We start from the raw sequence: 4,028 nt of genomic DNA, 5'->3' as shown, positions 1-4,028 counted from the left end.
GCTGTCGATGATCCAGGCCGACTGGACCAATGCGGCATCCGGCCCGCTGAAATGGCTGGCGCCGCTGCTCTACGCCGCGGTGCTGATGCTGCACGCCGACCGCGGCGAACTGATCGAGGCGGCGACGCAGGCGTTCCGCGTCATCCTGCCCGTCATCGGCCTCTATGCCATCTACCAGTATGTCGATCCGCCGGCATGGGATCGCTACTGGATGGAGTTCGCACCGATCATCTCGATCGGGCAGCCGGTGCCCTATGGCGTGCGCTCGTTCTCGACGATGAATGCGCCGGCGGCCTATGCCAGCTTCACCGCGGCCGGGCTACTTCTGATCGCGCTGTCGAAGCGTCCATGGCCGGCGCTGCTGGCGGCGTTGCCCGCGGTGCTCGGCCTGCTGCTGTCGATGTATCGCACCGCCTGGATCTCGCTCGCGGCGGGGCTGTTGTTCTGTCTGCTGTTCGCGCAGACGCGGCGGCGCACCGGCCTTATCCTGGCCGGCATCGCGGTGGCCGTGGTATTGGCGGCGACCCTGACGCCGTTCGGCGACGTCGTCGCCGACCGCCTCTCCTCGCTCGGTGAAGGCACCCAGGACGGCAGCGCACAGGAGCGGCTCGGGGAATTCCTGACGCTGTGGAATCAGCCGGACAGCTCGCTGTTCGGCACCGGCTTCACCGTCACCGATGTCGGCTCGGCCGGCGCCATGCCGGTCGACGGCATGATCATCGCTTGCTGGCTTATCATGGGCATCGTGGTCGGCGGCTTCTGCCTCGCCGCGCTCGTCTGGGCGATCGGCAATGCGCTCGCCGTTGCCTCCACGGACGGCGCGCCGGAGGCCGTCCTGATTGGCGCGCTGGCGCTCGGCGCTTTCGTGCAGGCGCCACTTGCTAACATCACGTCAGGCGAGAACGGCTTCCTGTTCTGGACCTTCGCCGTGCTGCTGGCGCCGCGATCCGCCGGGGAGGGCGCGACGTGAGCGGCCGCCAGCCCTTGTCGCGGCGCTTCAGCGCCATCCTGATCGGCGCGCTGGCGAGCAAGGTGCTCGGCTGCGCAATGATTCCGATGCTGGTGATCCTGGTGCTCGGCTTCGTGATCCAGGGCCAGCTCGAAGGATTGCTGCAACGGCTGTTCGCCGGCGGGATCGCTGATCTGGGCTGCCTTGCGCTCGCGGTCGCGCTGCTGACGCCGTCGATCGTCAATGGCCTGTTCAGGCAGCTTCGCAGATCATTCTGATTGAGAGGAGAGCTCGGTTGACCCTTGCGGCTCTGACCATAACGAAGGCCATGATGGCGACCAATTCTCTGATCATGCCGCTGGCGAGCGCTGCCGACCGGGTGGTCGGCCCCCGCGGATGCATGCTGACGTTTCATCGCGCGGCTCCGGCGGCGGATTGGGACAAGCTGCCGAATCGCGATTTCTACATCGATCTGGATTTCCTCGACCGTTTCCTCGGCTACGTCAGGGCGCGGGGCTGGGACGTGGTGACCGTGACGGATGCGCTGCGCAGAACGGCCGATGCCGACGATCGCAGCCGCTACGTCAATTTCTCGATCGATGATTGCTATCGCGACACGTATGAGCAGGTCGTGCCGCTGTTCCGCCGGCACAACGTGCCGGTCACGTTGTATGTGACGACCGGAATCCCCGACGGAACGCTGCCGCTGTGGGCGGCGGGGCTCGAAGATGCCCTGCTGCACCGCGAGCGTGTAGTCGTCGGCGGCGAAATCCTGACGCTCGCCACGTCGGATGAGCGGCGCGCGGCCTTTGCACGCATCGCCTCTGCCTGGGACGGGCCGGAAGCCGGCGACCGCTATGCCGCGTTCTGCGCCGCCAACGGCATCGACGGTGCGGAGATGCATTGGAAGCACGCGATCTCCTGGTCGATGCTGGAAGAGCTTGCGACGGATCCGCTGATCGAGATCGGGGCGCATACGGTTACGCACGCGCGGATCTCCGCGCTAGGCCAGGACGAAGCGCTGACGGAGCTTGCTCAATCGCGCCGGCGGCTGCGCGAGCGGCTCGGCATCGCGGCCGAGCACTTCGCGTTTCCCTATGGCCGCGCGGCCGATTGCGGACCGCGCGACTTCGCACTGGCGCGTCAGGCCGGCTTTGCGAGCGCCGCGACCACCAGCAAGGGCCTGGTGCGTCCCGGGCAGGATGTATTGTCGCTGCCGCGCAACACCATGAACGGCGCGCACCGCCATGTGGCACTCATGGAGATGCACCTGAAGGGAATCAGCGGCATCGCAGCGAAGGTGATCGGACGTGTCTGATATCAGACCATTGCGGATCGTATCGATTGCGCATCCGGCTGCCAGCAGCGAGGCCGGCCGGCTGCGTTATCGCTATCTGGCCTCCAAGCCGAATATCGATCTCCATCTGGTCATTCCTTCCGTCTGGAAGGAGTTCGGCCGCACCATGATCGCCGAGCAGGCGCGCGATGAGGGCTTCCCCGTTCACGTGCTGCCAATCGGCCTGGCCGAGAGCGGGCCGATGAAATGGTATCTGCACTTCTATCCGGGCCTGCGTCGGCTGTTGCGCAAGCTCGATCCCGACGTCATCCATCTCTGGGAGGAGCCGTGGAGCGTCGTCGCGATGCAGGCGCAGCTTATGCGCGGGCGCGCCGCGCTGGTGCTCGAGGTCGACCAGAATATCCTCAAGCGACTGCCGCCGCCGTTCGAAGCAATGCGCCGCTTAGTGTTGTCGCGGACCGATCACATCCTGTCGCGCAGCCCGGACGCGACCGAAGTGGTGCGTGCGTGCGGCTACGCAGGGCCGGTGACGCCGATCGGCTATGGCGTCGATCTCGGGACCTTCGTGCCTGATCCGCAGCCAGCGGCCGCGCCTTCCAACCGACAGCTGCGGCTCGGTTATGTCGGGCGGCTGATCGAGGAGAAGGGGCTCGATGATGCGCTGGATGCGCTCGCCGGTACTGCGTCGCCGGTAACGCTGAGCATCATGGGCGAAGGACCGGATGAAGTCCGCTTGCGCGGACGCGTCGCGGCGCTGGGGCTCGGCGACCGGGTCGATGTTCGCGGCTGGGGTTCGCCGCTGCAGGTCGCCGATTTCCTGCGAGGCCTGGATGCCGTGGTGCTGCTGACGCGCACCACGAAGGCCGTACGTGAGCAGTTCGGCCGCGTGATCATCGAGGCACAGGCCTGCGGCATTCCCGTGATCGGCTCGAATTGCGGCGCCATTCCCGACGTGGTCAGCGATGGCGGCTGGATCGTGCCGGAGCGTGATCCCGAAAGCTTGCGCCTGCTGCTCGACACGCTTTCCGCCGACCGGACGCAGGTCCATGCCAAGGCGCGCGCCGCGCGCGCCAATGTGCTGGCGCGCTTCAGCTATGACGCGGTCGCCACCGCGTTGGTGAGCGCCTGCCGTGCCGCGTTCTCCGACCATCGGCCGCGGGCGGTCGCCAAGCACGCAACGCTCGGTGTGCGTTGCTGACGTCAGGCCGATTGCGGCAGCGTGACCGGATGCTGTTGCTTCGCCGCGCCGATCTCGCGCAGCAGGGCGATGTATTGCTCACCGACGCTGTCCCAGCCATAGCCTTGCGCGGTCGCTCGCGCGCCCTGCTGCATGCGGCTCATCAGTGCCGGCTCGGCGAAGGCCGCCGCGATCTTGCGGGCGATGTCATCGGCATCGGCTGCGATCCGGAAGCCGTTCTCGCCATCGTGCAGATAGTCCTCGATACCGCCGGCCGGCGTCGCGAACACCGGCAGTCCGCAGGCCATCGCCTCCATGCAGACCAGCGAGAACGTCTCGTACGCCGTCGGCAGCACGAAGGCGTCGGCGGCGGAATAGAGCTGCGGCATATCCGTGCGGGCGCCAGCGAAAACGAGGCGGCCCCGCGCCCTGTGCGCGAGCTTGCGGTAAGGCGCGGCGTGGTCGGACCCGACCACGAGCAGCCAGGTGTCGTCACCGAGCCGTTCCAGTGCGCCGATCAGGTGGGCGAGACCCTTGCGCTGGAATTCATGGCCGGCGAACAGCAGCAGCTTGGCATCCGGCGGAATGCCGAATTCGCAGCGAAT

At 67.0% G+C, this 4,028-nt stretch carries 5 protein-coding genes; 4 read left to right on the top strand and 1 reads right to left on the bottom strand.

The window, feature by feature from the left end:
- From WA702_RS27565 to WA702_RS27550, 4 genes are all read left to right on the top strand, one after another.
- Positions 1-970, top strand: a 970-nt coding sequence (locus WA702_RS27565; protein WP_425113702.1) for an O-antigen ligase family protein, incomplete at its 5' end; no start/stop codon positions are given.
- Positions 967-1,227, top strand: a complete 261-nt coding sequence (locus WA702_RS27560; RefSeq protein ID WP_425113701.1) for a hypothetical protein — start codon at positions 967-969, stop codon at positions 1,225-1,227. The genes WA702_RS27565 and WA702_RS27560, both read left to right, overlap by 4 nt.
- 17 nt (positions 1,228-1,244) lie before the next feature.
- A complete protein-coding gene (locus tag WA702_RS27555) occupies positions 1,245-2,267 on the top strand; it encodes a polysaccharide deacetylase family protein (protein ID WP_425113700.1) in 1,023 nt (340 codons plus the stop codon).
- Positions 2,260-3,444, top strand: a complete 1,185-nt coding sequence (locus tag WA702_RS27550; protein WP_425113699.1) for a glycosyltransferase family 4 protein — start codon at positions 2,260-2,262, stop codon at positions 3,442-3,444. The genes WA702_RS27555 and WA702_RS27550 overlap by 8 nt, the downstream gene beginning before the upstream one ends.
- Before the next feature lie 2 nt (positions 3,445-3,446).
- Here WA702_RS27550 and WA702_RS27545 read toward each other — a convergent pair.
- The coding region (locus WA702_RS27545) for a glycosyltransferase family 4 protein (protein ID WP_425113698.1) at positions 3,447-4,028 on the bottom strand (582 nt) is incomplete at its 5' end.

The sequence above is a fragment of the Bradyrhizobium sp. genome (genome assembly GCF_049798375.1).
In the GTDB taxonomy this organism is placed as follows: domain Bacteria; phylum Pseudomonadota; class Alphaproteobacteria; order Rhizobiales; family Xanthobacteraceae; genus Bradyrhizobium.
Note: the sequence above shows the minus strand (reverse complement) of the source record. Positions and strands in the feature narration are given on the sequence as shown.